26 protein-coding genes, 1 tRNA gene and 1 pseudogene are annotated in these 24,404 nt (G+C 70.5%); 13 read left to right on the top strand and 15 right to left on the bottom strand.

The features are described from left to right. Positions 1–10: 10 nt before the first annotated feature. Both ACTWQO_RS00725 and ACTWQO_RS00720 read left to right on the top strand, forming a co-directional pair. Positions 11–505 (top strand): annotated as a pseudogene (locus ACTWQO_RS00725) (esterase-like activity of phytase family protein); the annotation flags it as partial. Positions 506–542: 37 nt separating this feature from the next. Beyond that, positions 543–1,184 (top strand): esterase-like activity of phytase family protein, encoded by a 642-nt coding sequence (locus tag ACTWQO_RS00720; RefSeq protein WP_443235191.1) that lies wholly within the window; start codon positions 543–545, stop codon positions 1,182–1,184. 3 nt (positions 1,185–1,187) lie between these two features. On the opposite strand, the gene ACTWQO_RS00715 is transcribed toward ACTWQO_RS00720, so the two are convergent. Continuing rightward, on the bottom strand, positions 1,188–1,763 hold the full coding sequence (locus tag ACTWQO_RS00715; RefSeq protein WP_443235190.1) for a CGNR zinc finger domain-containing protein: 576 nt from the start codon (positions 1,761–1,763) through the stop codon (positions 1,188–1,190). 82 nt (positions 1,764–1,845) lie between these two features. On the opposite strand from ACTWQO_RS00715, the gene ACTWQO_RS00710 reads away from it, so the two are divergent. Continuing rightward, complete coding sequence (locus tag ACTWQO_RS00710; protein ID WP_443235189.1) at positions 1,846–3,018, top strand: epoxide hydrolase family protein; 1,173 nt, start codon at positions 1,846–1,848, stop codon at positions 3,016–3,018. On the opposite strand, the gene ACTWQO_RS00705 is transcribed toward ACTWQO_RS00710, so the two are convergent. From ACTWQO_RS00705 to ACTWQO_RS00685, 5 genes are all read right to left on the bottom strand, one after another. Beyond that, positions 3,009–3,926, bottom strand: coding sequence for an SDR family oxidoreductase (locus tag ACTWQO_RS00705; RefSeq protein ID WP_443235188.1), 918 nt, complete (start codon positions 3,924–3,926; stop codon positions 3,009–3,011). The two genes, ACTWQO_RS00710 and ACTWQO_RS00705, sit on opposite strands and share 10 nt — an antisense overlap. A 311-nt stretch (positions 3,927–4,237) precedes the next feature. Beyond that, entirely contained in the window at positions 4,238–4,717 is a 480-nt protein-coding gene (locus ACTWQO_RS00700; protein ID WP_443235187.1) for a MarR family winged helix-turn-helix transcriptional regulator, read from the bottom strand. An 11-nt stretch (positions 4,718–4,728) separates the two neighbouring features. Then, positions 4,729–5,790, bottom strand: coding sequence for an alkene reductase (locus ACTWQO_RS00695; RefSeq protein WP_443235186.1), 1,062 nt, complete (start codon positions 5,788–5,790; stop codon positions 4,729–4,731). Between the two features lie 109 nt (positions 5,791–5,899). Further along, the gene (locus tag ACTWQO_RS00690; RefSeq protein WP_443235185.1) at positions 5,900–6,805 is read right to left on the bottom strand and encodes an NADP-dependent oxidoreductase; all 906 of its coding nucleotides are present in this window, start codon (positions 6,803–6,805) and stop codon (positions 5,900–5,902) included. Between the two features lie 260 nt (positions 6,806–7,065). Continuing rightward, positions 7,066–7,139 (bottom strand) — tRNA-Pro (locus tag ACTWQO_RS00685). 101 nt (positions 7,140–7,240) lie between these two features. Between ACTWQO_RS00685 and ACTWQO_RS00680 the strand changes: the two genes are divergently transcribed. Both ACTWQO_RS00680 and cobF read left to right on the top strand, forming a co-directional pair. After that, positions 7,241–7,762 (top strand): DUF309 domain-containing protein, encoded by a 522-nt coding sequence (locus ACTWQO_RS00680; protein WP_443235184.1) that lies wholly within the window; start codon positions 7,241–7,243, stop codon positions 7,760–7,762. Between the two features lie 69 nt (positions 7,763–7,831). Further along, positions 7,832–8,623, top strand: a complete 792-nt coding sequence (cobF, locus tag ACTWQO_RS00675; RefSeq protein WP_443235183.1) for a precorrin-6A synthase (deacetylating) — start codon at positions 7,832–7,834, stop codon at positions 8,621–8,623. 74 nt (positions 8,624–8,697) lie between these two features. Here the strand turns inward: cobF and ACTWQO_RS00670 are convergent, their stop codons facing one another. Then, positions 8,698–9,444, bottom strand: coding sequence for a cobalt-precorrin-6A reductase (locus tag ACTWQO_RS00670; protein ID WP_443235182.1), 747 nt, complete (start codon positions 9,442–9,444; stop codon positions 8,698–8,700). Positions 9,445–9,614: 170 nt separating this feature from the next. Between ACTWQO_RS00670 and ACTWQO_RS00665 the strand changes: the two genes are divergently transcribed. Both ACTWQO_RS00665 and ACTWQO_RS00660 read left to right on the top strand, forming a co-directional pair. Beyond that, positions 9,615–11,057, top strand: coding sequence for a hypothetical protein (locus tag ACTWQO_RS00665; RefSeq protein WP_443235181.1), 1,443 nt, complete (start codon positions 9,615–9,617; stop codon positions 11,055–11,057). Positions 11,058–11,093: 36 nt separating this feature from the next. Then, entirely contained in the window at positions 11,094–11,885 is a 792-nt protein-coding gene (locus tag ACTWQO_RS00660) for an HAD-IIA family hydrolase (protein ID WP_443235180.1), read from the top strand. A 10-nt stretch (positions 11,886–11,895) separates the two neighbouring features. Here ACTWQO_RS00660 and ACTWQO_RS00655 read toward each other — a convergent pair whose 3' ends face one another. Continuing rightward, on the bottom strand, positions 11,896–12,672 hold the full coding sequence (locus ACTWQO_RS00655) for a sulfite exporter TauE/SafE family protein (RefSeq protein WP_443235179.1): 777 nt from the start codon (positions 12,670–12,672) through the stop codon (positions 11,896–11,898). A 153-nt stretch (positions 12,673–12,825) separates the two neighbouring features. Between ACTWQO_RS00655 and ACTWQO_RS00650 the strand changes: the two genes are divergently transcribed. From ACTWQO_RS00650 to ACTWQO_RS00640, 3 genes are read left to right on the top strand one after another with little or no spacing between them, the layout of a single operon-like run. Next, complete coding sequence (locus ACTWQO_RS00650) at positions 12,826–13,083, top strand: WhiB family transcriptional regulator (protein ID WP_443235178.1); 258 nt, start codon at positions 12,826–12,828, stop codon at positions 13,081–13,083. Beyond that, positions 13,080–13,559: a Dps family protein gene (locus tag ACTWQO_RS00645; RefSeq protein ID WP_443235177.1), complete on the top strand. Its 480-nt coding sequence runs from the start codon at positions 13,080–13,082 to the stop codon at positions 13,557–13,559. Before ACTWQO_RS00650 ends, ACTWQO_RS00645 begins: the two co-directional genes overlap by 4 nt. 33 nt (positions 13,560–13,592) lie before the next feature. After that, positions 13,593–13,925, top strand: coding sequence for a DUF3140 domain-containing protein (locus ACTWQO_RS00640; protein WP_443235176.1), 333 nt, complete (start codon positions 13,593–13,595; stop codon positions 13,923–13,925). A gap of 43 nt (positions 13,926–13,968) precedes the next feature. Here the strand turns inward: ACTWQO_RS00640 and ACTWQO_RS00635 are convergent, their stop codons facing one another. Genes ACTWQO_RS00635 through ACTWQO_RS00605 form a run of 7 tightly spaced genes read right to left on the bottom strand, consistent with a single transcriptional unit; the run spans position 13,969 to position 20,888 of the window. Beyond that, entirely contained in the window at positions 13,969–14,661 is a 693-nt protein-coding gene (locus tag ACTWQO_RS00635; protein WP_443235175.1) for an SDR family oxidoreductase, read from the bottom strand. Continuing rightward, positions 14,658–15,533, bottom strand: a complete 876-nt coding sequence (locus ACTWQO_RS00630) for a cupin domain-containing protein (RefSeq protein ID WP_443235174.1) — start codon at positions 15,531–15,533, stop codon at positions 14,658–14,660. Before ACTWQO_RS00630 ends, ACTWQO_RS00635 begins: the two co-directional genes overlap by 4 nt. Then, a complete protein-coding gene (locus ACTWQO_RS00625) occupies positions 15,530–16,882 on the bottom strand; it encodes an amidohydrolase family protein (RefSeq protein WP_443235173.1) in 1,353 nt (450 codons plus the stop codon). The genes ACTWQO_RS00630 and ACTWQO_RS00625 overlap by 4 nt, the downstream gene beginning before the upstream one ends. 22 nt (positions 16,883–16,904) lie before the next feature. After that, positions 16,905–17,915, bottom strand: a complete 1,011-nt coding sequence (locus ACTWQO_RS00620; RefSeq protein ID WP_443235172.1) for an alpha-ketoacid dehydrogenase subunit beta — start codon at positions 17,913–17,915, stop codon at positions 16,905–16,907. Continuing rightward, positions 17,903–18,880, bottom strand: coding sequence for a thiamine pyrophosphate-dependent dehydrogenase E1 component subunit alpha (locus ACTWQO_RS00615; protein ID WP_443235171.1), 978 nt, complete (start codon positions 18,878–18,880; stop codon positions 17,903–17,905). Before ACTWQO_RS00615 ends, ACTWQO_RS00620 begins: the two co-directional genes overlap by 13 nt. Then, on the bottom strand, positions 18,867–20,204 hold the full coding sequence (locus tag ACTWQO_RS00610) for a M24 family metallopeptidase (protein WP_443235170.1): 1,338 nt from the start codon (positions 20,202–20,204) through the stop codon (positions 18,867–18,869). The genes ACTWQO_RS00615 and ACTWQO_RS00610 overlap by 14 nt, the downstream gene beginning before the upstream one ends. Before the next feature lie 45 nt (positions 20,205–20,249). Beyond that, a complete protein-coding gene (locus ACTWQO_RS00605) occupies positions 20,250–20,888 on the bottom strand; it encodes a helix-turn-helix domain-containing protein (RefSeq protein WP_443235169.1) in 639 nt (212 codons plus the stop codon). Between the two features lie 243 nt (positions 20,889–21,131). Here ACTWQO_RS00605 and ACTWQO_RS00600 point away from each other — a divergent pair, with 243 nt between their 5' ends. From ACTWQO_RS00600 to ACTWQO_RS00590, 3 genes are all read left to right on the top strand, one after another. Next, entirely contained in the window at positions 21,132–21,500 is a 369-nt protein-coding gene (locus tag ACTWQO_RS00600; RefSeq protein WP_443235168.1) for a DUF4333 domain-containing protein, read from the top strand. Positions 21,501–21,663: 163 nt separating this feature from the next. After that, positions 21,664–22,347 (top strand): ABC transporter ATP-binding protein, encoded by a 684-nt coding sequence (locus tag ACTWQO_RS00595; RefSeq protein WP_443235167.1) that lies wholly within the window; start codon positions 21,664–21,666, stop codon positions 22,345–22,347. Positions 22,348–22,375: 28 nt separating this feature from the next. Further along, a complete protein-coding gene (locus ACTWQO_RS00590) occupies positions 22,376–24,382 on the top strand; it encodes an FtsX-like permease family protein (protein ID WP_443235166.1) in 2,007 nt (668 codons plus the stop codon). Positions 24,383–24,404: the final 22 nt, after the last annotated feature.

Below are 24,404 nucleotides of genomic sequence, written 5' to 3'. Positions count from 1 at the left end.
AAGGTCACCCATGCGACGACACAGACACCGAGTGCACCGCACGCGCGCGCTCGTCGGTTCCCTCACCGCCGTCGGACTCCTCGGCAGCGTCGCTCTCACGAGCGGATTCGCCGCGGAGCCGGAAGCGGCGGCGAAGCGGCAGAAGGTACGGCTGCTGGACACGATCACCGTGCCCGCCGGGACGACGGAGTTCGGCATGCCGTTCGGCGGACTGTCCGGGATCGACTACGACCGCAAGTCCGGCAGGTATGTCGCCGTCAGCGACGACCGCTCGGAGAACGGCAAGGCCCGCTTCTACACCCTCCGACTGCCGCTCGACGGGGCCGCCTTCGCCGATGACAAACCCGCACTCGACGGCCTGACCGTGCTCGACGACACCACGGGCGAGCCCTTCGCCGCCAAGGCGGTCGACCCCGAGGCGATCCGCTGGACGCCGGGCGGCAACAGCCTGCTGTGGACCAGCGAGGGGGCCTCGTCCTCCGGGCAGCCTGCCCTTCGTCCGGGAGGCGACCACCACGGGCGGTTACGAACGCGAACTACCGTTGCCCGAGGCGTACGCGCCCGTCAGGTCGGCGTCCGGCACGCTCACCGCCGGCGTCCGCAACAACCAGGCCCTCGAAGGCCTCACGCTCTCCCCCGACGGCAGGAAGGTCGTCACGGTCACGGAGAACGCGCTCGTCCAGGACGGTCCCGCAGCAGGGTTGACGGCCAAGAGCCCGTCCAGGCTGCTGGTGGCGGACCGTGCGACGGGCAAGCCGCAGGCCGAGCACGTCTACGAGGTGGACCCGATCTCCGACGCCCCCACCGCACCGCTGCCGGCCCCGGTCGGGACGTACTCGGCGGACCGGGGAGTCACCGAGATCCTCGCGATCAACGGGACCGACTACATCACCGTGGAGCGTTCCTTCGCCTCCGGTGTCGGCTTCGCCATCCGTCTGTACTGGACCAGCACCATCGGTGCCACGAACGTGGACGGCAAGGACGCCCTGTCCGGCGACGAGAAGCCGATGCGGAAGAAGCTGCTGTACGACTTCACCACCTCCGGCACGGACGCCGACAACGTCGAGGGCATCACCTGGGGACCCACGCTGCCCGACGGCTCCCGCTCGCTCGTCCTCGTCGCAGACGACAACTTCGGGTTCAACGGCAGTGTCACCAAGTTCCATCTGCTGTCGGTCCGGTGACGATCACCCCGCTGAGCTGGGGTTCTTTCGCTGGTTGGCTTTGAAGCGCGCCTTCTTCTGACGATTCCCGCACGTGTTCATGTCACACCATCTGCGGGTGCGACTTTGACTGGTGTCGAAGAAGGCGGCTTGGCAGGTCGGCGATGCGCACAAGGCCAATTTTCCGTCTCGTTCGCCTGCGATGATGCTGATCGCGTCGGCGGCGATCACGCTGAGGGCATCTTCCACGCTGGAAGCCGAACTGAGCCGCCAGCGCCGCTTGCCCTCGGGCGTCAGGATCGCCGCGGCCCGCCCCTGAGCGCTGCGGTCATTGATGACGTGGACGGCAGACGAGGGGAGAGCGTCCTGGAGCGCGGCCGCGGTCGCGGCGGCGTGAATCGACTCCCTCAGTTCCCGGGCGAGTTCGAGCTGGGCAGTGGTGCAGGAGTCCACGGCGAGGCCGTTCACTGCCAGCCAGTCGATGAGTCGGCCCGGCGTGGGAATGCGCTCGACAGAGTCGCCATGACGCTCCGACAGAGTCCCCGTGAAGCTGGTCGCCAGCACGTTGCCGAGGCGGAAGTCAGGGAATCCAGCACGCATGGAACCACCTTAGCCGGTTGCACGCCGACATGAGGACATAGTAGAACCGTCTTAGCCGGTTCCGCGATGGCCAGGAGGTCTCATGCCCCGTCCAACCAGCGACGTGCAAGCATTTGAAGCCCACGCGACTGACGCCGACCTCGACGATCTGCGCGCACGACTGGCCGCGGCGCGGCTACCGGAGGCCGAGACGGTCTGTCGTACCGCGCCCGACCCTCGCCGATGGGAACAGGGCGTTCCGCTCGCCGACCTCATCGATGTCGTGAACTACTGGCGCACCGGGTACAACTGGCGGTCGTTCGAAGAGCGCCTCGACCAGATCGGCCAGTTCCGCACGACCATTGACGATCTGGGAATCCACTTCCTGCACCGTCGGTCCGCGCGCCCGGATGCCACTCCCCTGATCTTGACGCACGGCTGGCCTGACAGCGTTGTTCGGTTCATCGATGTCGTGGACGAGCTGGCAGATCCGAAAGACGCAGACGCGCCGGCGTTTCACGTCGTAGTCCCGTCGCTACCGGGCTTTGGTTACAGCGACAGGCCGGCCACCACCGGGTGGGGAACCGAAAAGATCGCGGCCGCATGGGTGGAACTGATGGGGAGACTGGGCTACAGCAAGTTCGCGGCCCACGGGGGCGATTGGGGAGGCAATATCACCACCGTTCTCGGCGGCAGGTTCCCCGCGCACGTGCTCGGTATCCACACCACGTTCGCGGAGGGGCCGCCCGGCCTGACAACGGACGGGCTGACGCCGGTCGAGCGCAGGTGGGCCGAGGAAACCCGCGATTTCTGGCGCCATCGCGCGGCGTACGCGAAGCAGCAGGCGACCCGACCGCAGACCATCGGCTACTCGCTCGTCGACTCACCGGTCGGGCTTCTTGCCTGGATCCTCGACAAGTTCGCCGAGTGGTCGGACACCGAGGACAGCCCGTTCGAGACGATGTCCAAAGACCGCGTTCTCGACGACGTCACCCTGTACTGGCTGACGCGGACCGGCGCGTCGGCGGCCCGCATTTACTACGAGAGCCACAACTCGCTGGACCCCGAACTCCGGGTCGACGTCCCGTCAGCAATCACCATGTATCCCCGCGACGTCGAGAAGTGTCCGCGCCCCTGGGCGCAGGAGCGGTACCGACAGATCGTCCGATGGAGGTCACCCGAAACCGGGGGACATTTCCCGTCGCTGGAGGTTCCCGAGTATTTCGTCAAGGACCTGCGAGAAGGCCTCGCGGCAGTGCTGGCCGCTCATCGGTGAACGCGGCTGGGTGCCGATGACAGGGCGTCTGTGTACCGGCTGAGGACGTCCTCGGCCGTGGGGACGGGGCCGAACAGCTCCTCCTGCCGGCGGGTGTCGGCGACGTAGCGGCCGCTGTCGAACCAGCCGAACATCGCGGCCATGTCCTTGACCAGGGGCATGAAGCGGCCGGCGACGGCTCCTGCGGCGCGGGCGACGGCGGAAGGGACGGCCCACACCTTGATCGTCTTTCCGGCCCGGCTGCCCATCAGGCCGGCCATCTCGCGCATGCTGACCGGACGGTCCCAGCCGATGTCGATGCGCTCACCGTCGTCGGCCTCGGCGTCGACTGCGGCCGCCAGGTACGCCGCGAGATCGGAGGTGTGGACGAAGGTCAGCGGGACGGTGGTCTTGCCGATCCACGTCAGGCGGCCCTTGTCGATCGGGTTGCCCGCCATGGTCGCGATCTGGTCGAGGAAGGCCCCCGGCCGTAGTGCGACGAAGGGGACGCCGAGCTGTTCGAGCTCGTCCTCGGCGATCTTCTTGTGCCAGAAGTGCGGGACTTGGGGCGTCTGGTCGCTGGTGAGGATGCTGGTCAGGACGAACCGCCGGATGCCGGCGCGGTGGGCGGCCTCAGCGAGGTTGGCGTTGCCGACGGTGTCGATGTCATACGCGTTCTTGCCGCCGCGGGTGTAGCCGGCAGCGGTGGTGATGACGGCATCGGCGCCGTTCATGGCAGCGACGAGCGAGGCGCGGTCGAGCATGTCGCCGCGGGCGATCTCGACGCCCCGGCTTTCGAGCCTGCTCGCGTCGGTGGTCGGCCGGACCAGGGCGCGGACGTTCTTACCGCGCCCCAGCAGTTCGTCGACGACCTTGCCCCCGAGGGAGCCGGTCGCGCCGACGACGAGGACGGGCGGGGTGGTGGTCATGGGGTTCTCTCTTTTCATCAGGCCAGCACTGGGAGGGGATCGGGTGAGCGGGCGAAGTCGGCCGGGCGCTCAGGGGCGGCCTGTGGTGGGCGGATCCGCGCTTCGGGTCGCCGCCGGACCGCGGGAGCTCGCGGAGGTCGACGGTGACCCGGACCCCGGTGATGCAGCCGTCCTCGATGTGCGGCCGTCCGGCGAAGGGGAAGGGCTCGCCGACCCCGCGGGGGTGTCGCCCTGCCCCGAATGCGTTCCGTCCTTCTTCCACCGGGACAGCTCGCGCGCCAGGCCGGAACCGGGGGTGCAGCTGAGGCGAGCTACTCGGACTCTTCCCCCGGAACAGCGCGGCTGTTGATCGCGTCGGCGATGGCGTAGGCGATACGGACGAAGGACTCTGCCTGCTGCGCCGACAGGTTCAGCGCGGAGCTCTCCTCCAGGGCCCGCCACATGGCTGCCAGGGGCTCACGCATGGCACGTCCCTTGTCGGTGAGGTGGACGACCATGACGCGCCGGTCGTGTGCGGCCGGCTCGCGAACGAGCAGGCCGGCGTCCTGCATGCGGCGTAGGGACTTGGAGACGGTGGAGTGGTCCAGGCCCACGCTTTCGAGCAGCTCGGACTGGGTCTGGCCGTCCCGGTCCAGGAGGTGCATCAGCAGCAGCTCCTGTCCCGGATGCAGGTCCATCTCGCGGAGCATGGCGGCGGCGCGGGCGCGGTGAGCACGGGCGAGCTGGAAGATCGCGTAGCTCATCGGCCCCTCGCTGGCCGTAGAGGGGACGCGGGGTGTGGGGGCGGGCATGGTTCGGTTCCTCAGACGGTGTAGGTGGGGTAGTCGGTGTAGCCGGCCACTCCGCCGCCGTAGAAGGTCGCCGGGTCGGGGGTGTTCAGCGGCGCGTCAGAGCGTAGCCGCTCGACCAGGTCCGGGTTGGCGAGCGCGAGGGCGCCGACGGAGACGAGGTCGGCCGTGCCGTGGGCGATGTCCTGGGCACGGGTGGGCAGGTCGGTGCCGGCCCGGTTGAGGATCAGCGTGGACGGCCACAGCGCGCGCAGGGTGCCCAGCAGCTCCTCGTCGCCCGCGTGCATCACGTGGAGGTAGGCGAGGCCGAGCGGGCTGAGGGCGCGCAGGAGAGCCGGATACAGCTCGGCGGTGTCGGACTCGGCGATGTCGTTGTAGGGGTTGCCGGGGGAGATGCGCAGGCCGGTGCGGTCGGCGCCGATCTCGTCGGCCACGGCAGCGGCGACCTCGACGGCGAAGCGGATGCGGTTGTCGAGGGAACCGCCATAGCGGTCGGTGCGCTGGTTGGTGTTGGCGGACAGGAACTGGTGCACCAGGTAGCCGTTGGCGGCGTGGATCTCCACGCCGTCGGCGCCTGCCGCGATGGCAGCCGCTGCGGCGCGGCGGAAGTCGTCGACGGTCGCCGCGACCTCCTGCGTCGACAGAGCACGGGGTGTCGGCATCTCCTGAGGCCCGGACGCGGTGAACATCGCGCCCTCCGGCCGGATCGCCGAAGGGGCGACCGGCCGGCGCCCGTGGGGGGTGTTGTCGGGGTGGGCGATGCGTCCGGTGTGCATCAGCTGGATGACGATCCGGCCGTCGGCCGCGTGCACGGCGTCGGTGACCTTGCGCCAGCCGGCGATCTGCTCGTCATTGTGGATGCCGGGGGTGAGGAGGTAGCCCTGGCCGTCGGCCGAGGGCTGGGTGCCCTCGGTGATGATCAGCGCGTGCGAGGCCCGCTGGGCGTAGTACTCGGCGTTCAGCTCCGTCGGGACGCCTTCCGGCGTGGAGCGGTCGCGGGTCATGGGGGCCATGACCAGGCGGTGCGGCAGGGACATGCCGCCGACGGTGGTCCGCGTCCACAGGGGGTTCAACATGGATGATCCTTCTCGACATAGCGATATGAGGGTATGGCGGTATGGCGATGACCGGGCGGCCATCGAAAACAGCTGGCGGACAGGGCCTGGCAGTGGCAAGCAGGTGTGGTCAGGCAACGGTGAGGACGAGCTTGCCCCGCACATGCCCGGCGTCACTGACCTGCTGGGCGGTGGCAGCCTGGTCGAGCGGGTAGGAGGTGACGGTGGTGACGAGCTTTCCGGCCGCGGCGTCCTGGGCCAGGGCGGCCAGGCGCTCGGGCGAGGCCTGCGCGCCACCTTGGGCGAAGGTGATGCCCAGCTGCCGCGCGCGGAAGTCGGCGATGGTGACGATGCGCTCGGTGCCGCCCCGCAGGGTGATCGAGTCCTCCAGGGCACCCTTGCCCGCCAGGTCGAACACCGCGTCCACGCCGTCGGGGGCCAGCTCCCGGACCCGCTCGACCAGGCCCTCGCCGTACACGGTCGCGGTGGCGCCGAGCGAGGTGAGGTAGTCCTGGTTGGCGGGGCCCGCCGTGCCGATGACACGCGCTCCGCGGGCCGTGGCGAGCTGGACCGCCAGCGTTCCGACCCCTCCGGACGCGCCGTGCATCAGTACGGTCTCCCCGGCGGTGACGCCCAGCAGGTTCAGGACCCGCTCGGCCGTCTCGCTCGCCACCGGCAGCGCGGCCGCATCCTGCCACTCCAGGCCGGCGGGCTTGGGGGCCACGATGGTGGCCAGCGCGTACTCGGCGTAGGAGCCGGTGTCGGCCCAGCCCAGCACCTCGTCACCGACCTGCACGTCCCGCACGCCCTCACCCAGCGCGTCCACCACGCCGGCCAGTTCGCCACCGGGGACGGTCGGGAAGGTCGTCGGGTACACGGCCTCCAGCATCCCCGAGCGGATCTTGCCGTCCAGCCCGTTCACTCCGGACGCCTTGACGCGGACGCGGACCTGGCCGGGGCCGGGCTGCGGGACCTCGATGTCCGCCTCGTGCAGCACTTCAGTGCCACCGAAACGGTCGAACAGGATGGCTTTCATGACGACTCCTCTCGCGCCACCACCCATTTAGGTGGCTGGCCACATAAAGACCGTAGCAGCAAACACGTGGCTAGCCAAGTATTTGCTTCCGGCACCCCGAGTGTGTGGAAACGTGAGCCGAGCTGAAGGAAGCGGTCACGCCAAAGAGGTGTCCGGCAGGTCTTGCCCGCCGGGTCTCAGATGGCGCGGACGTGCGAGGCCTGCGGGCCCACGCGAAAAGGGTCCCCACAGGCTGCTGCCTGCGAAGACCCTTCACACCGTCGGGACGACAGGATTTGAACCTGCGACCCCTTGACCCCCAGTCAAGTGCGCTACCAAGCTGCGCCACGTCCCGGTGCGCTGTCTCGCGGTGATCCGCGTGAGCGCGCGAGACAGAACTTTACCGCACGTCGGGGGCGGCACCGAAAGGGGCTGGGGGCGGGGCAGAATCGAGGTATGGGCAGTACATCTTCGGAAGGACCGGTCGGGGCGCGGGATCGGGACCGTGAGGGGCGGGCGCGTAATGCCCGGCCGCGGGACGGGCTCGGGCGGCCGTTGCCGTACGGCGAGGAGGGGGTGGCGCGGCAGCCGGAGGGGGTCGTGCGCAGCCCGGAGCGGACCGTGGCCGAGGCGCAGGAGCTGCTGGATGCGGGGAAGCCGTTCCATGCGCACGAGGTCTTCGAGGACGCCTGGAAATCGGGTCCCGCGACCGAGCGTGCGCTGTGGCGGGGGCTGGCCCAGCTCGCCGTGGGGCTCACCCACGCGGCCCGCGGGAATCTCACGGGCGGTGTGCGGCTGCTGCGGCGTGGGGCCGGGGCCGTCGAGGAATGGGCCTCGGGCTCCGGGGAGCCGCGGCCGTACGGGATGGATCTCGCCGGCGTCGTGGCCTGGGCGCGGCAGTTGGCGGGCGACGCGGAGCGGGACGGGGTGGCCGTCGACGCGGGGGCGCGAGCGCCTCGGCTGCGCGGGGGCTCGTAGAAGGGGCTCAGTAGGGGCTCAGAGGAGGTGCCGCATGCGTTGTCAGTGGCGTGCGGCAGACTCGGGGGCGTGCGAAAGATTCATGTCATCGGTATCGGCGCTGGCGACCCCGACCAGCTGACCCTGCAGGCGGTCAAGGCGCTGCGGAGCACGGACGTGTTCTTCGTCCTGGACAAGGGCGAGGTGAAGTCCGACCTGGTGCAGCTCCGCCGGGACATACTCGACGCACATGTGCCCGACGGGACGTATCGCGTGGTGGCGGCGCGCGATCCGGAGCGGGACCGGTCCGCGGGCGGCTCGGCGTACTCCCCCGCCGTCGGTGACTGGCGCAGCGCCCGCGCCGACATCTACGAGCGGATGATCGCCGAGGAGCTGGGCGAGGACGAGAGGGGCGCGTTCCTGGTGTGGGGCGACCCCGCCCTGTACGACAGCACGCTCGGGATTCTCGAGGAGGTGCTGGAGCGGGGCGCGGTCGCTTTCGAGTACGACGTCGTGCCGGGCATCAGCAGCGTCTCGGCGCTCGTCGCCCGGCACCGGACGGGGCTGAACCGGGTGGCGCGGCCCGTGCAGATCACCACCGGGCGACGGCTTGCCGAGGGCTTCCCGGACGGCGTGGACGACGTGGTCGTGATGCTCGACGCCCACCAGGCCTTCCGGCAGTACGCCGACCAGGACATGGACATCTACTGGGGCGCCTACATAGGCACACCCGACGAGATCCTCGCCTCCGGCCCGATCGCCGAGGCCGCCCCCCGCATCGAGCGGCTGCGGGCCGAGGCCAGGGAGCGCAAGGGCTGGATCATGGACACGTACCTGCTGCGGCGCCGGAAGCCGGAGGAGTCGCAGGCGAGCGGCGACTGAGGACCCCCACCGCTACAGCCCGCCCGGCGTGCGCCCCGCCCTGCCGCACGCCATCGACCGCGTCCGGGCCTTCGTCACGCCCCGCCGAGCCCGAGCCGAGCCAACACCCCCGCCACATCGGGCACCGCGTCCACGCCCCGCGGCAAGGGCGGGCGTCGTACGACCACGACCGGCAGGGCGAGTTCGCGTGCGGCCGTGAGTTTTGCCGCGGTGGCCTCCCCGCCGCTGTCCTTGGTGACGAGGACGTCGATGCGGTGGGCGTGCAGCAGGGCCTTCTCCTCCAGGACCGTGAACGGGCCGCGGGACAGCAGGACTTCGGTGTCCGGGGGCATGGGCGGTTCGGGCGGGTCCACCGACCGTACGACGAAGTGCAGGTCGGTGAGGTGGGCGAAGGCCGCCAGGCCGAGTCGGCCGGTGGTGAGGAAGACGCGGTGGCCGAGTCGGGGCAGTAGGTCGGCCGCCGCGTCCAGCGAGGTGACCGGGTGCCAGCGGTCCTCCGGTCCCTGCTGCCAGCCGGGGCGGCGCAGGACGAGCAGCGGGAGTCCGGTCGCCGTTGCCGCCTCCGCCGCGTTCGCCGTGATCGACTCGGCGAACGGGTGCGTGGCGTCGACAAGGGCGTCCACGTGGTGTGCGCGCAGCCAGTCGGCCAGGCCGGCCGCGCCGCCGAAACCCCCGATGCGTACGTCCCCTTCGACCGCTCCCGGCTTCGACACGCGCCCCGCGAGCGAGGTGGTGACGCGGACGCCGGGCCGTGCCGCCAGGTCGGTGGCGAGGCGGCGGGCCTCGGTCGTACCGCCGAGGACGAGGATGTGCGGGGACATGGGCCGAGACTACGGCCGAGGCCGCGCTCCCCCGTAACTCCGCTCGTAACTCCCCTTCCTGTGCGAACACTATGAACAGAACCGATCGGACCGTTCTCCTGCTCGCCTCGCCTTCCTAGCATCTCGGCGCACGGCGCGACGATGCGCCGGCTAGGACAAGGAGCCGTGCCTTGTACAGGTCGAGAACGTGCAACCGCTGGTCCTGTGTATGGGCGGGACTCACCGCCTGTCTGGCGCTGATCGCCGCCGGCACGCTCACCGCCGCCCCGTCCGCCCAGGCGGGCCCGCCCCGCCCGGCCTCCGTCGCCTGCCCGGCCGACCTCGCCGACCGGGCGCGTTGCTACACCGGCCAGGACGCCCAAGGCGCCTACTACGCCATCGCCGTCCCCGACGACTGGAACGGCTCGCTCGTCGTCCACTCCCATGGCGGCCCCGACCTCGGCACCGGCTCCGACCCCGCCCGCAGCCTCGACGACCTGGGCCGCTGGTCGGTGCTGGTCGACGAGGGGTACGCGTGGGCGGGGTCGTCGTACCGCCGCGGCGGCTACGGCACCCGGATGGCCGCCGCCGACACCGAGAACGTACGGCGGCTGTTCGTCGGGGAGTTCGGCGAGCCGCGGCGGACGTATGTGCACGGCCAGTCGTGGGGCGGGAACGTCGCCGCCAAGGTGGTGGAGACGTACGGCACCCGGCGTGGGCCGTACGACGGCGCGCTGCTCACCAACGGCGTCCTCGCGGGCGGCTCCCGCGGCTACGACTACCGCGTCGACCTGCGCGTGGTCTACCAGTACTACTGCCGCAACCATCCGCGCCCGAGCGAACCCGCGTATCCGCTGTGGCAGGGGCTGCGCGCCGACTCGACCATGACGGCGGCAGGGCTGCGGGCGCGGTTGCAGGAGTGCACCGGCTACGCGTCCGCCCCGCCCGACCGGACCCCGGCGCAGCAGCGCAATCTCGACGACATCCTGGCCGTCACGAAAATCCCGGAGCGCACTCTGGAGTCGCATCTGCGGTTCGCGACCTTCACCTTCCGCGACATCGTGCACGACCGTCTCGGCGGCCGGAACCCGTTCGGCAACCAGGGCGTGCGGTACTCCGGGTCGCACGACGACGCGGCGCTGAACGCCGGAGTCGAGCGGTTCGCCGCCGACCCGTCCGCCGTACGCGATCTGTCGTACGACAGCGACCTCACCGGCAAGGTCGCGATCCCCGTGCTGACCCTGCACGCGATCGACGACCCGACGGCGTTCGTCGAGCACGAGGCGGCGTACCGGGCGACACTTCAGGGTGCCCACCGGGACCGCTATCTGGTGCAGACGTTCACACGGGAGCAGGAGCACAGCGAGCTGAGTGACGCGGAGTACGCCACCTCCCTTGCCGCGCTGGACACTTGGGTGCGTACGGGGCGGAAGCCGAGCCCGGGGTCGGTGTCGGCGACGTGCGCCGCGTTCGACCGGACGTATGGCACCGGGTGCTTCTACGATCCGGACTTCCGCCCGGACGACTACGCCTCACGTGTCGAACCCCGGCCCGGCGGGCTGCGCTGGCCCGCCATGACGGCCGCGCAGGAGAAGTCCTGGAGCAGGGTCGAGGGTGTCGGGATCGCTCCCTGAGATGCGCCCGGCGGCTCGATCGCTATCGTCACGGACATGGCATCCGTACGCGCCGTGCTCATCGACATCGACGGAGTCCTCACCGTCTCCTGGCAGCCGCTGCCGGGCACGGTCGAGGCGCTGCGGGAGATCCGTGCGGCGGGTCTCCCGGTCGCGCAGGTCACCAATACGACGTCCAGGACCCGGGCGTCGATCGCCGGGACGCTGGCGGATGCCGGGTTCCCGGTGTCCGCCGACGACATTCTGACCGCGCCCGCGGTCACCGCCGCGTATCTCGCCGAGCACTGTCCCGGTGCGCGGTGCGCCCTGCTGAACAGCGGGGACATCGGGGAGGACCTGGGTGGCGTGGAGGTGCTGGACGAGGCGGACGCGGACACCGTCCCGGATGTCGTCATCGTCGGTGGTGCCGGTCCCGAGTTCGGCTATGCGGCGCTGAACCGGGCCTTCGGGTACGTCCAGCGCGGGGCGCGGCTGGTCGCCATGCACCGCAATCTTTACTGGCGCACCGAGGGCGGGCTGCAGTTGGACGCCGGGGCCTTCCTGGCCGGCCTGGAGAAGGCGGCGCGGGTCGAGGCCGAGGTGACCGGGAAGCCGTCGCCCGCGTTCTTCGCATCGGCGCTGGCAGGGCTGGGGGCCGGTGCGGACGAGACGCTGATGATCGGCGACGACATCGAGTCCGACGTACTGGCGGCGCAGCGGGCCGGGCTGACGGGGGTGCTGGTGAAGACCGGCAAGTATCTGCCGGAGACGCACCGGGCGGCGAGTGGCGAGCCCGACCATGTGATCGACTCGTTCGCGGACCTTCCTGAGCTGCTGCGCCGACTGTAGGCGGAGTAGCTCAGCGCAGGAGCAGTTGGAGGCCGCCCACCACCGTGGCCGCGATCACCAGTTGCTCGAACAGCCGCTGGTTGATGCGGTTCACCGCCCATTTGCCGAGGAACGCCCCGGGCACGACGAACGCGACGAGCGCGGCGTCAAGGAGCAGCGAGCGGCCGTCGATCAGGCCGAGGCCGACGCTGAAGGGCACCTTGGACACGTTGACGATCAGGAAGAAGAAGGCGGAGGTGCCCAGGAAGCCGAGCTTGCGGAAGCCCGCGGAGAGGAGGTACATCGACATGACCGGGCCGCCCGCGTTGGCGACCATGGTGGTGAAGCCGCCGAGGACACCGTACGAGCGGGCCTTGATCCGGCCGGAGCGGGTGACGACCGAGTCCGGCTGCTCCGCCTCCGCGTCGGCCTTGCGCCGCCGCCACACCGTCACCGCGGCCATCATCAGCAGGATCGCCCCGATCGACGTCCGGACGATCGCGTCGTCCGCCCACATCAGGAACAGTGTGCCGCCGACGACGCCCGCGGCGACCGCGGGGAACAGCCGCCACAGCGTGGGCCAGTGGGCGTGCCGCCGGTAGGTGAGGACGGCGAGCACATCGCCGGCGATCAGGACCGGCAGCAGTACGCCGGTGGAGGCGCGGGCGGGCAGCACCGCCGCGAAGATCGCGAGGCTGACCGTGTTGGCGCCGCTCACCGCGGTCTTCGAGAAGCCGACGAGGAGAGCCGCGGCGGCGAGGGCGGCGAACTCCCAGCCGGTTATGTGCCAGAGCGTCATCGTGTCCATGCGGAGACCGATGCTAGTTGCAGCTAACCGGTGGCCGTAAGGACCGTCTCGCCTTATGGTCCCGGCGGGCGAACAGGTGCTGCGCTTTTGGGATGGCGTACTGCCGACGTCAGTCGTGTTTTGCACCAGTTCGCCCTGGGCACCCGCGCCCGCATGGAGTGGTTGCGTAGTGCAGCCTGCGTAGGAGAGGACCCTGAGCTGTTCTTCCCGGTGGGCACGTCCGGACCGGCGCTGCGGGACGTCGCTGAGGCGAAACGCGTCTGTGCCCGCTGTCCGGTCTCCGACGAGTGCCTGACGTGGGCGCTGGACAACGGCCAGACCTCGGGCGTCTGGGGCGGCACCGGTGAGGACGAACGCATTCGACTGCTCCGTAGAAGCAGACGCCACGCCGCAAGGAGGAGCACGCCATGACCGTCGTGAAGAGCACGCTGCCCGAGCCGGCTCGCGGGATCGCCGGGGAGGCGCTGCAGGGCACGCTCGTGGACCTGCTCGGGCTCTCACTGATCGGGAAGCAGGCGCACTGGAACATCGTGGGCCCTCGGTTCCGTGCGATCCATCTTCAGCTCGACGAGGTGGTGACGGCAGCCCGCGGCTACGCCGACACGGTCGCCGAGCGGGCCGCGGCGCTCGGTCTGCCGCCGGACGGCCGGCCCGAGACGATCGCCTCGGCGTTCACGCTGCCCGGCCCGAAGGACGGCTGGCTGCGGGACACGGAGGTCGTCCAACTGCTCGTCGACGCGCTGGAGACGGCCATCGGACGGCTGCGCGAGCGGATCGACGCGACCGAGAAGCCGGATCCGGTCACCCAGGATCTGCTGATCGGCATCACCCGCGAGCTGGAGAAGCAGCGGTGGATGTTCGACGCCGAGAACTGGCCGCGCGACTGACGGGCGAGAGAGCACGCACGGAAGAGGCTCATCATGAGCGACGCCCTTGAACTCGACACGCTGTGGGACGAGTTCCACCGCGTGGTGAACATGACCTCGCAGGAACTGGCCGCCTGGCTCCGGGTCAGTGACGCCGACGAGGAGACCGAACCGCTTCCCGAACACGCCGGTTCACCGATCGGGCAGCATGTGCTGGCGATCCTGCAGAAGCGCCGCACCGACCTCACGGACGACGACATCCGGGTGATGTACGAGGTGGTGGACACGGTGAACGAGCAGGCGGATCTCGAGAACGAGCCGGAGCCGGAGGAGACCCGCCGTCGGCACCGGCTGATGACCATCGGTCACGATCCGCTGAGGGCATGACGCTTAGGGCATGACGCTGAAGGCATGAACAGGGCAGTCACACTCAGCCCAGCAGCCAGCCCCCGTCCACGCTCAACTCCGCGGCGTTGACGGACCGGTTGCGCAGCAGGAAGTCCACGGCGTCCGCCACGTCCGCCATCGTGGCCAGCCGTCCGGTGGGTGTCTCGGTGCGCAGGGCCGCCAGTACCTTTTCCGGCTTGGCCATCCAGTACGGGCTGTCACCCACGACGCCGGGATGGATGGCGTTGACGCGGACGGGGGCGAGCTGGACGGCGAGGGCGCGCATCAGGCCGGTCATCCCGGCGTTGACGGCCGCCACCGTCGTGGCCCCCGGGTAGGGGCGTTCCTTGGCCTGTCCACCGAACAGCACGATGGCGCTGTCGTCGTGCAGCCGGGCCCGCAGGACGTGCACGACCTCCGTGTAGCCGACCAGCTTCAGCGTGACGAGGTTCAGTGCGGCATCGATGTCGTACTCGTCCACCAGGTTGTCGTCGCGGGTGACCCCGGCGAGCACCAGATGGTCGACGCGGCCGATGTCGGCCAGCGCCGCGGCGATCTCGCCCGGCCGCGAGAGGTCCAGGGCGAGGCCGCGGGCCGCGCCGATCTCCTTGGCCAGCGTGTCGGTTCGGTGGGCGTCGCGGCCGGTGATCACGACCTCGTCCCCGCGCTCCGCGCGCATCCGCGCGAACTCGCGGCCGAGGCCTGACGTACCGCCGACGACGAGGACGCTGTTCATGATTCCAAGGCCTCCCTCAGATAGTCCCAGTCGCGCGTGAACCGGTAGGAGTGGCGCACCGGCGGCTGCGGCGCCTGCGTCTCCAGCCAACGCACGGGCCCAGCACCGGCGTTGGTGAATCCGTGCACACATCCGGCGCCTGCCCAGGCGCAGTCACCGGGAACCAGCCGATATCTCGAACCGTCGAACGTCGCGTCCACGACGCCTTCGAGGATCAGATACGTCTCCTCGAAGGGGTGGTCGTGGCTGCCCGCGACGCCGTCGGGCGCGTACTGCACCATGAACATCGTCGAGGCGACCGCGCCCAGGTCGCTGTCGACCATCATCTTCACGGTGATGCCGCTGTAGACGAGGAGCGCGGTGCGCATGCTCGCCGAGACCGCGAGCAGATCCTGGGACTGCTTTCCCGGGTCCATCTGCCCGGGCTCGAAGTGCCCGAACGACCGGGTGCGCGGGTCACGGACGTCGATACGGACGGGGTCGCGCGCGGGCAGCGCGGGCACCGCCTGGGTGTCGTACCCGTAGCGGGCCCGCGGCACCGGGGCGAGCATGTCGGCCCACCGTCCGCCCGTGTCCCCGGCGCCGCGCCAGGCGTGCGGGACGCCGGCCGGGAGGAGGCCGTAGTCGCCCTCTTCGAGGAGGTAGGACCCCTCGGGCACATCGAGGATCACGGTCCCGTCGAGCACGTGGAAGCTCTCCTCGTACGAGTGCACATGGGCGGCGACCCGGCCGTCCGGCCGTAGCTCGCAGAGGCCGAAGCCGGTGTGCACGCTGCCGTCGTCCTCACCGACCAACTCCCGCCGCCGATGGCCGAGTTCGTCGTACGGCGGCTCGGGGATGTCGGCGGCTCGGCGCACCAGGTGCTCGGTCATGCCGCGCTCTTCGCCTCCTTGGCGGCCAGGAGCCGGTCGCGGGACTCCTGGACCAGTCGCCGGGCCCGGTCGACGTCGGCCAGGAGCCGGCCGTCGCGCTTGCGGATCACGCCGTCGACGATGACCGTGTCGACGTTGGAGACGTCCGCCGACAGCGTCACCGCGGCCGCCGCGTCGTGCACCGGGGCGACGTTCAGCGCGGTGGCGTCGATCGCGACGACGTCGGCGCGCTTGCCGGGGGTCAGGGAGCCGGTGCGGTCCTCGACGCCCGCGACATGGGCGCCGTTGCGGGTCGCGATCTCCAGCATCTGACGTGCCGTCAACATGGTGTCGGGGACGGGGAGGTTGGCCTTCCAGCAGTCGGCGTTGACGCGGGCGCGCTCGGCGCCGAAGGCCGCGCGGATCTGGGTGAACATGTCGCCGGGCACGGTGGTGACGACGTCGATGCTCAGGGACGGCCGCAGCCCGAATTCGATGGCCTTCATCACGGGCGGCCACCCGTGCCCCATCTGCACCTCGACCTGCGGCGCGATCGAGACCGTACCGCCGCTGTCGGCCACCATCTGCCACTCCTCCTCGCTGAAGTAGCAGCAGTGGACGTAGGTGGTGTCGGCGCCGAGGAGCCCCAGGTCGTGCAGTTGCTTGACCATGCCGAAGCGGCCCGCCAGGCGGCCCATCGCCACATGCACGGTGATCGGGATGCCGAGGTCGCGGGCGAGGGTCCACTCGGCGGTGACGACGTCGTTGGTGCAGAAACCGGGGCCGCGGGTGGCCAGGGCCATGGTCAGCAGACTGTCGTCGGAGGCGAAGTAGGTGCTGCGGATCCGCCGTACGTCGTCGCCGGGCATCGCGATCTTGCTGTCGAACCAGTAGTCGGCGAGCGAGGTGTTGGCGCTGCCGTACGCGTACTGGGCGCGGATGCCGGTCTCCGTGAGCGCCTGGATCGCGGCGTCCGGGTGGGCGGGCGTGTTGTTGATGTGCGACCAGTCGACGAGGGTCGTGATGCCGGCGTTCAGGCACTCCAGCGATCCCGCGAGGTTGGCGGCGTACACGTCCTCGGGTGTGTAGAGCGGTGCGAAGGTGTCGAGGATGTCGACGAAGTAGTCGTCCAGGGTGGCGTCGGGGGCGACGTTGCGGATCGACGCCTCCCAGGTGTGGCGGTGGGTGTCCACGAAACCGGGGATCACGATGCGGCCGGTCATGTCGAGAACCTCGGCGTCCGCGTCGATCTCAGGCCGCACCGCCGCGATCCGGCCGTCCTCGATGAGGACGTCCCCCTTGGGCAGCTCTCCGATGTCCGGGTCCATCGAGAGGACGTGCCCGGCGCGCAGGAGTGTCCGATTGGTCATCGTGCTTCCTCCCATGGGGTGTTCAATACGCGGCGAGGCTGCGGACCGCCGCCACGGCCTTCTCTACGGTGGGGATGACCTGCTCCTCCAGCGCATCGGCGAACGGCAGCGGAACGCACTCCCCCGCCACCCGGCGCACGGGCGCGTCCAGCAGACCGAATCCTTCGTCGGCGACGACCGACACGAGGGTGGCGCCCCAGCCACCCTGGTAGGGGTTCTCCTCGACCGTCACGAGCCGCGAGGTCCGGGCGAGCGAGGCGAGGACGGTGGCGACATCCAGCGGGACGAGGCAGCGCAGATCGACGACCTCCGCCTGGATGCCTTCCGCCGCCAGCAGTTCGGCGGCCTTCAGTGCCACCGGCACCATCGAGGCGAGCGCCACGAGCGTCACATCGGCGCCCTCGCGTACGACGGTCGCGCTCCCCAGCTCGACCACATGACCGGGCGGCGGAGGCGTCCCCTTGCTCGCCAGCAGGCCCTTGTGCTCGAAGAAGACGACGGGGTCGTCACTGCGGATCGCGGCCGCCATCATGCCGATCACATCGGCGGGCGTCGAAGGTGCCGCGATCTTCAGGCCGGGAATCGTGAGCGCCCAGTTCTCGGTGGCCTGGGAGTGCTGGGCGCCGAAGCCGAGTCCGCCGCCGTTGGCGGTGCGCACGACGAGGGGCACGGTCACCTGGCCGCCCGTCATGTAGCGGACCTTGGGTATCTCGTTGGCGAGGTAGTCCCAGCAGCAGGCCAGGAAGTCGGAGAACATGATCTCCGCGACGGGTCGCATACCCGTCATCGCGGCGCCCATCGCCGCGCCCACGATGGCCTGTTCGGAGATGGGCGTGTCCCAGACCCGCTCCGGCCCGAACTCCTTCAGCAGTCCGACGGTCGTCTTGAACACCCCGCCGGCCTCACCGATGTCCTCGCCCAGGCACACCACCGCCGGATCGCGCCGCATCTCCCGCGCGATGCCCTCGGCGACCGCCTCCCGGTAGCTGATCTCCCGTGCGCCGACGGCCCGTTCGGCTGTCACGTCCGCCATGCGGCACCTCCGTCGGCCCACACATCGGTCAGCGCCTCACCCGGATCGGGCCCGGGAGCGGCCTTCGCCGCCTCGACCGCCTTCTCTACGACATCCCGTGCGCGCTCGTCCGCCGCGGTGACCGTCTCCGGCGCCACGCCCAGCTCGATGAGCCTACCGCGGGCCAGGTCCAGCGGGTCGTGCTTGAGCCAGCGTTCGACCTCCTCGGCCGGGCGGTAGGTCGCCGGGTCGGCGCGGCTGTGCCCGAAGTGACGGTAGGTCTGCGCCTCGATGAGGGCGGGCCCGTCTCCGGCCCGGGCCCGCCGGGTGAGACGCTCGACCGTCTCATGGACGGCGACGACGTCATTGCCGTCGACGACCTCGCCGGGGATGCCGTACGCGGGCGCCCGGTCGGCGGCGGGGCGTGCCACCGCCGTGACGTCGGCGATCGGCGTGTACTCCATGTACAGGTTGTTCTCGCACACGAACAGCACCGGCAGCTTCCATACGGCCGCCAGGTTCAGCGCCTCGTGGAAGGCGCCGATGTTGGTCGCGCCGTCACCGAAGAAGGCGACCGCGATCTGGTCGGTGCCGCGCAGCCGGGCGGACCAGGCGGCGCCGACCGCCATCGGGAGATGTGCGCCGACGATGGCGTACGAGCCGAGCATGCCGGTGGCCGCCTTGGTGAGGTGCATCGAGCCGCCCTTGGCCTTGCACAGTCCGGTGGCCCGGCTCATGAGTTCGGCGAGGCATTCCTCGGGGGTGGCGCCGCGTGCGAGGGCGTGGTGGTGCCCGCGGTAGGTGGCGAACACGTAGTCGTCGGGGCGGAGGGCCGCGCTCGCGCCGACGGCGATCGCCTCGTGTCCGGCGGCGAGGTGGGTGGTGCCCTTGACCAGGCCGTGCAGGAACAGGTCGTGGGCGGCCTTCTCCGTACGGCGGATGACGGCCATCTGCTCGTACAGGGCGAGGAGTTCAGTGCCGTCCATCGGCCGTCCCCGTGTTCAGGTGGGACTGCGCCTCACGGCGCGTGTTCAGCTCGCCGCCCACCGTCCAGTACTTGCGTCCCGCCACCAGCAGTTCCTCCGCCGGGAACTTGGTGATGACCTCGCAGCCGTCGGCGGTGACGACCAGTTCCTCCTCGATGCGGGCGGCGGACCAGCCGTCGGCGGCGGGCCAGTAGGTCTCCAGCGCGAACACCATGCCCTCTTGGAGGACTTCGGGGTGGTCGAGCGAGACAAGACGGCTGAAGATCGGCTTCTCCCAGATCGACAGGCCGACGCCATGGCCGTACTGGAGGGCGAAGGCCGCCGTCTCGTCGGCGAACCCGAACTCCTCGGCGCGCGGCCACACTTGGACGATGTCGGCGGTGGTGGCGCCCGGCCGGACCAGGGAGATCGCCTCGTCCATGTACTCACGGCAGCGGACGTAGGCGTCGCGCTGGGCGCGGGAGGCGCTGCCGACGGCGAAGGTGCGGTAATAGCAGGTGCGGTAGCCGAGGTGGCTGTGCAGGATGTCGAAGAAGGCGGGGTCGCCGGGGCGGATCAGGCGGTCGCTGTAGACGTGCGGGTGCGGTGAACAGCGTTCGCCGGAGATGGCGTTGACGCCTTCGACGTACTCGCTGCCGAGGTCGTACAGGACCTTGCTGACGACTCCGACGCACTCGTTCTCGCGCACGCCGGGGCGCAGATAGCCGTACAGCTCCTCGTACGCCGCGTCGACCATCGCGCAGGCCTGCGTGAGCAGGGAGATCTCGTCGCCGGTCTTGATGCGGCGGGCCTCCAGGAAGACCTGCTGGCCGTCGACGACGTCGATGCCCTCGGCCCGCAGGGCGGTGAGGATGGGGATCTCGGCGACGTCGACGCCGAGAGGTTCCTGGGCCAGGCCGTGCTCGCGCAGTTCGGCGGCGATCTTCCGGGCGACGTCCTCGGCTATGCCGGCGTCCGGGTGGAAGGCGCCGCGGAGGGTGGAGATGCCGGCGCGGGCGCCGGTGGGCGGGCCGCCCTTGCCGTCGCTGTAGTCGAGCCAGGGGTTGTAGAGCTGGTGGTGACGGGCGGCGGAGCCGAAGTCCCAGACGACCGGCTCACCGCCGCGGGTCAGCAGGGCGAAGCGGATCAGCTTGTCCATCGCCCAGGTGCCGATGTGCGTGGCCGTCATATAGCGGATGTTGGCGAAGTCGAAGCTGAGCAGCGCGCCCAGCTCGGAGCGGTTCAGCTGTTCGTTCAGCCGGGCCAGGCGCTGCTTGCGCAGCCGGTCCAGGTCGACGCGCTCTTCCCAGTCGACGGCATTGGGTCCGAATGTGCGGATCGCCATGGCGACCACCCCCGATTCGGAGTGAACGTCCACCCGCCGGAAGTGTCAAGCCCTACTGAACACACACCATACGCCGACGGCTGGTTCCTCTCCATCGTTGCGGTAGCGGTGCGGTGTCGTCGACTCGAAGCAGACCGCGTCCCCGGGGCGCAGGGGGTACTCCTCGAAACCGAGGGTGAGGACGAGTTCACCCGAGGTGAGAAAGCCGTACTCGGTGCCCGTGTGCCGCATCAGGCCGCCGGAGCTGGAGGAGGAGCCCCCGGGCCGGTAGGTCACCAGCAGGAAGTCGACATCCGTGCCGGGCACATGGCCGAGACGCTCCCAGACGACCCCCGAGTCCAGTTCCAGCGTCTCCCGCTCGCCGGGTGTGACCAGCGGGCCGATGCGGCGGCCCGGGTCGGCGGCGAAGGCGGCGAGGGCGTGCAGGACGGTGCCGGGGGCGGCGCCCGCCGCGACCGGGGGTGCGGGCTCGCGCGCCTCGAAGAGGGACTCGACGGAGATGCCGAGCGCTGTCGTGATCGCGTACAGCGTGCTGACGGACGGCTGGCTCTTGCCCGTCTCGATCTGTGACACCAGGCTCGCCGAGACCCCGATCTCCCGGGCCAGCGACCGCAGGCTCATCCCGCGGTCCAGACGCACCTGCCGGATACGCGCGCCGACGGGCGGAGCGGCTGCTGGTGACACTGAGGGCTCCTCTCCCGGTGGCGTGTGTGCAGCCTCATTGAACAGCCGCGGGTGGGATTGACGCCAGGGCGGCCCGCCGGAGGGGCCTTCATGCCGATCGCGGTGGGGCGGGCTTCCGCGGCACGGGATCGGCCGATCGGCCGAGGGAGCGGCCGCAGACGCTGGCCTTATGGCCGAGGCGCGTGCCCGGGTGCGCGGGCGAGGGTGGAGCCACTTCCTCCCCTCCAGCCCCAAGGAGTCCTCATGCAGCGCAAGTTCCTCATCGGTGTAGTCGGCGGTGCGTCCGCCGTGCTCGGCGCGGCCGGTGTCGGTGTGTACGCGCTCTCCGGCACCGAGTCGACCACCGCCCTGGACACCTACAACACCGTGCAGGTGGACGGGCAGAAGGCCCTGTCCTCGAACATCGTCGCGGGCCGGGTGCAGAGCAAATACCACCCGATTCCCCTCATCGGCGTGAAGGTCCACGACGTGCGGTGCCCGACCGGGCTGAAGGCCGTGACAGGCGCGACGGTCACCTGCTCCGGGAAGAAGTCGGACGGCTCGTCCGTCGACATACCGGTCTCCGTGGTCAAGGCCACGGGGGACTCCGTCACCTGGAAGTTCGAACGCTGAGCGCTGAGCGCTCCGCGGGTAGTGCCGCGATCGGTCGGCGGTTCGCTGCGGCGCCGTCGTGGCTGGTCGCGCCCACGCGGCGGAGCCTCATATCGATACAGCCCCGCGCCCCTTCGGGGCGCTGCCGAACCGTATCTGGAATCACAGAGGAGCCACGCACATCATGAACACCGTTCTGGCCGGTCACGGCCTCGACAAGAAGTACGGCTCCACTACCGCGCTCGCGGGTGTGGACGTCCGGGTCGACGAGCGTCGATCGCTGGCGATCATGGGGCCCTCCGGGTCCGGCAAGTCCACGCTTCTGCACGTCCTCGCGGGGATCGTCCGTCCCGACGGCGGCCAGGTGCTGCTGCGTGAGGAGCGCATCGACCAGCTGGGCGAGAACCGCCTCAGTGCGCTGCGCCGCAAGCGGTTCGGCTTCGTGTTCCAGTTCGGCCAGCTGCTTCCGGAGCTGCCCGCCCAGGAGAACGTCGCCCTGCCGCTGATGCTGGAAGGCACCCCGCGCAAGGAGGCCGTCGAACGGGCCCGGCGCTGGTTCGCGCCGCTGGGCCTGGACGGTCTGGAAGGGCGCCGGCCCGGACAGCTGTCCGGCGGTCAGGCCCAGCGGGTCGCCATCGCCCGCGCCCTGGCCGTGGAACCGGACGTGGTCTTCGCCGACGAGCCGACCGGCGCCCTGGACCAGGCGACCAGCACGGAGGTCATCCAGCTGCTCACCTCGGTCACCCGGGCCCAGGGCGCCGCCCTGGTCATGGTCACGCACGATGCCGAGGTCGCCGCCCACTGCGACCGCGTCCTCCAGGTCCGCGACGGCCGCATCAGCAACCACAGCCAGTACACGGTCGCCTGATCCCCCTCTTCTCAGCGGAGATGCCGAAATGCGTTCCCCCGTCCTGCCCTTGACCTTCCATCTGGCCAAGGCTTCCGGTCGCCGCGGCCTGCAGAGCCATCTGCTGGCCGCCGGGGCCGCCGCCGTCGGCGCCTTCGTGATGCTGGTGATGATCGCCGCGACCGTCGGCTCCGGGACCCGCGCCGACCACACCGCCTGGCGCACCCCCGAGCCCGCCAAGAACGGCACGGCAGTCCAGGCGCTCGCCACGACGTACGTCCGCGGCGTACCCCTCTCCGTCGTGTCGCTCGCCCAATTGCCTGGCCGCTCCACGACCCCGGCCCCGCCCGGTCTCGACGCCTTCCCGAAGCAGGGCGAGGTGTATGTCTCCCCCGCCCTCGCCCAACTGCTGCACAAGCTGCCCGCGAACCAACTGGCCGACCGTTTCCCCGAGGTGAAGTCCTACGGCACGATCGGCGCCGCCGGTCTCGCCTCGCCGGACGAGCTGGTCGCCGTGGTCGGCCGGGCGCCGTCGGATCGTGCGATGTCGCAGGTGGCCGCGGAGGGCGCGAGCTACTTCGACGAGGAACAGGCCGCGCGGGCCGTGGTCTCCGGGTTCTCCGGGAACAAGGCCAGCATGTTCACGATCGGGGACCAGCCGACCGCGTTGCTCGGCGTGGTCCTGCTGGCCATGCCCGTGGTCGTGCTCTCCGCCGCGGCCGGACGACTGGGGGCGGCCCGGCGCGAACAGCGGCTCGCCGCGCTGCGGCTGGCCGGGGCGACCCCACGGCAGATCATCGGCATGACCGCCGTGGAAGCGGCGGCCGTCGGTGCGGCCGGAGCGCTGACGGGCGCGCTCGTCTATGTGACCCTGCTGCCCGCCCTCGCCGAGATCCCGTACGGCATCGGCGGCTGGTACACAGGCCAACTCTGGGTCGGGCCAGGGTGGTTCGCGGCGGTCGTGCCGGCGGTCACCGCACTCATCACGGTCAGTGCCGTGTCGATGCTGCGTCAGGTGGCGACCTCGCCCCTGGGGGTCGCCCAGCAGGCGAACCCCCGGCGGACCCGGCTGATCCGCATGGTCGCCTTCGTGGTCGCCCTGGGCTACATCTGGATGTCCACGGGAGGCCAGGTCACCAGCCGACAGCTCCTGGTCCTGCTGCTGGTCTTCTACGGCGCGTTCTGGCTGTTCGGCCCATGGGTCGTGGACCAGTTGGGCCGGCTCGCGGGCCGCTTCGCCCGCCGCCCCGCCACCCTGCTCGCCGCCCGCAGACTCAGCGACGACCCGCGTGGCGCCTGGCGCACCGTCAGCGGTCTGGTGCTGGCCGGATTCGCGGCCGGGTTCTTCTCCGTCAGCATGCTGAGCTTTGAGGGTGCGCAGTACCGCGACCAGGTGGCCGTGATCACCACGGACGCCACCGCCTCCCGGCACGCCGCCGTCGAGGCCCGCACTCTGCTGGACCGTGCGGGCGTCACCGCGAAGGTCACCGTCGTCAGCGCCGACGACTACGACAGCCTGCTCGGCGGCAGCCCCGGCGTGGTCGCCCATGTCTCCGGCGGTACAGAGCGGATGGACACCGCCGTCACCGTCCTGTCCTCCGTCAGCTCGGGCCATCCGCCGTACACCCAGGACTACGCGACCGCGAGCGACCGCACGATCACCGACCGCATCGCCCAGGTCAGCACCGCGACACTGGCCCTGAGCTTCGTCCTGGCGACCGCTTCCGCCGGTCTGACGGCCGCCGCGAACGTCCTCGACCGGCGGCGCGTCTACGGCCTGCTGCGCCTGGCCGGCACGCCGTTGAAGGTGCTGGACCGGGCCAGGGTCCGCGAGACGGTCCTGCCGCTGGTCGTGCTGGCGGGCGGCACGACCGCGATGGGCATGTACGGCTCGTATCAGCTCAACAAGCTGGTCGGGGCCACGATCAACACGTCGGATGTCATCCAACTGACCGTGTGCGTGGTCGTCGGAGCGCTGGCCATGTTCGCCGCCATCAGCGGCAGCCGGCCCCTGCTGCGCAGAGTGACGGCCGATCCGGCGCAGACCGCGGACTGACGACATCCATGGGGACGACGGC

This window comes from Streptomyces sp. 4N124 (genome assembly GCF_052245395.1).
Lineage (GTDB): Bacteria > Actinomycetota > Actinomycetes > Streptomycetales > Streptomycetaceae > Streptomyces.
Note: the sequence above shows the minus strand (reverse complement) of the source record. Positions and strands in the feature narration are given on the sequence as shown.

Bases quoted from the DNA above. Each gene is read 5' to 3' on its own strand.
- ACTWQO_RS00670 (WP_443235182.1), bottom strand. From the start codon at position 9,444: ATGTCCCCGCACATCCTCGTCCTCGGCGGTACGACCGAGGCCCGCCGC.
- ACTWQO_RS00620 (WP_443235172.1), bottom strand. From the start codon at position 17,915: ATGGCGGACGTGACAGCCGAACGGGCCGTCGGCGCACGGGAGATCAGC.
- ACTWQO_RS00590 (WP_443235166.1), top strand. From the start codon at position 22,376: ATGCGTTCCCCCGTCCTGCCCTTGACCTTCCATCTGGCCAAGGCTTCC.
- ACTWQO_RS00630 (WP_443235174.1), bottom strand. From the start codon at position 15,533: ATGACCGAGCACCTGGTGCGCCGAGCCGCCGACATCCCCGAGCCGCCG.
- ACTWQO_RS00645 (WP_443235177.1), top strand. From the start codon at position 13,080: ATGACCGTCGTGAAGAGCACGCTGCCCGAGCCGGCTCGCGGGATCGCC.
- ACTWQO_RS00600 (WP_443235168.1), top strand. From the start codon at position 21,132: ATGCAGCGCAAGTTCCTCATCGGTGTAGTCGGCGGTGCGTCCGCCGTG.
- ACTWQO_RS00705 (WP_443235188.1), bottom strand. From the start codon at position 3,926: ATGACCACCACCCCGCCCGTCCTCGTCGTCGGCGCGACCGGCTCCCTC.
- ACTWQO_RS00650 (WP_443235178.1), top strand. From the start codon at position 12,826: ATGGAGTGGTTGCGTAGTGCAGCCTGCGTAGGAGAGGACCCTGAGCTG.
- ACTWQO_RS00635 (WP_443235175.1), bottom strand. From the start codon at position 14,661: ATGAACAGCGTCCTCGTCGTCGGCGGTACGTCAGGCCTCGGCCGCGAG.
- ACTWQO_RS00615 (WP_443235171.1), bottom strand. From the start codon at position 18,880: ATGGACGGCACTGAACTCCTCGCCCTGTACGAGCAGATGGCCGTCATC.
- ACTWQO_RS00715 (WP_443235190.1), bottom strand. From the start codon at position 1,763: ATGCGTGCTGGATTCCCTGACTTCCGCCTCGGCAACGTGCTGGCGACC.
- ACTWQO_RS00595 (WP_443235167.1), top strand. From the start codon at position 21,664: ATGAACACCGTTCTGGCCGGTCACGGCCTCGACAAGAAGTACGGCTCC.
- ACTWQO_RS00625 (WP_443235173.1), bottom strand. From the start codon at position 16,882: ATGACCAATCGGACACTCCTGCGCGCCGGGCACGTCCTCTCGATGGAC.
- ACTWQO_RS00610 (WP_443235170.1), bottom strand. From the start codon at position 20,204: ATGGCGATCCGCACATTCGGACCCAATGCCGTCGACTGGGAAGAGCGC.
- ACTWQO_RS00640 (WP_443235176.1), top strand. From the start codon at position 13,593: ATGAGCGACGCCCTTGAACTCGACACGCTGTGGGACGAGTTCCACCGC.
- ACTWQO_RS00695 (WP_443235186.1), bottom strand. From the start codon at position 5,790: ATGTTGAACCCCCTGTGGACGCGGACCACCGTCGGCGGCATGTCCCTG.
- ACTWQO_RS00655 (WP_443235179.1), bottom strand. From the start codon at position 12,672: ATGGACACGATGACGCTCTGGCACATAACCGGCTGGGAGTTCGCCGCC.
- ACTWQO_RS00700 (WP_443235187.1), bottom strand. From the start codon at position 4,717: ATGCCCGCCCCCACACCCCGCGTCCCCTCTACGGCCAGCGAGGGGCCG.
- ACTWQO_RS00660 (WP_443235180.1), top strand. From the start codon at position 11,094: ATGGCATCCGTACGCGCCGTGCTCATCGACATCGACGGAGTCCTCACC.
- ACTWQO_RS00690 (WP_443235185.1), bottom strand. From the start codon at position 6,805: ATGAAAGCCATCCTGTTCGACCGTTTCGGTGGCACTGAAGTGCTGCAC.
- ACTWQO_RS00680 (WP_443235184.1), top strand. From the start codon at position 7,241: ATGGGCAGTACATCTTCGGAAGGACCGGTCGGGGCGCGGGATCGGGAC.
- ACTWQO_RS00710 (WP_443235189.1), top strand. From the start codon at position 1,846: ATGCCCCGTCCAACCAGCGACGTGCAAGCATTTGAAGCCCACGCGACT.